Genomic DNA, 279 nt, shown 5'->3' with positions numbered 1-279 from the left:
CGACCAGCACGACCGCCAGCACCACGGCGGCGGCCGCGCCGATCAGCCAGGCGGGACGCTTCCAGATCGGCGGCTTGGCGGTCTTGACGGGCTCGGCCGGGGGGAGGGCGGCTTCCGGGATCGCCTCGACGGCTTCCGGCAGCTCGGTCTCGGCTTCGGGAGGGGGCGCTTCCTCGGGCGGGACCTCGGGTTCGGGCTCGACGACTGGCGCGGGGGCCGGGGGCTCTTCGACGATGTCCGGGGTTTCGGCGACCGCCTCGACCGCCTCGACCGGCGGCT

Annotated in this window: 1 pseudogene; it reads right to left on the bottom strand. The window is 76.0% G+C overall.

The annotated features are described in order from the left end of the window. Positions 1 to 279: pseudogene (locus tag EIK80_RS26265) on the bottom strand (penicillin-binding protein); the annotation flags it as partial.

Origin of the sequence: Caulobacter sp. 602-1 (assembly GCF_003931565.1) — a bacterium.
Classification (GTDB): Bacteria; Pseudomonadota; Alphaproteobacteria; order Caulobacterales; family Caulobacteraceae; genus Caulobacter.
This window is presented reverse-complemented; position numbering and strand designations above follow the sequence as displayed.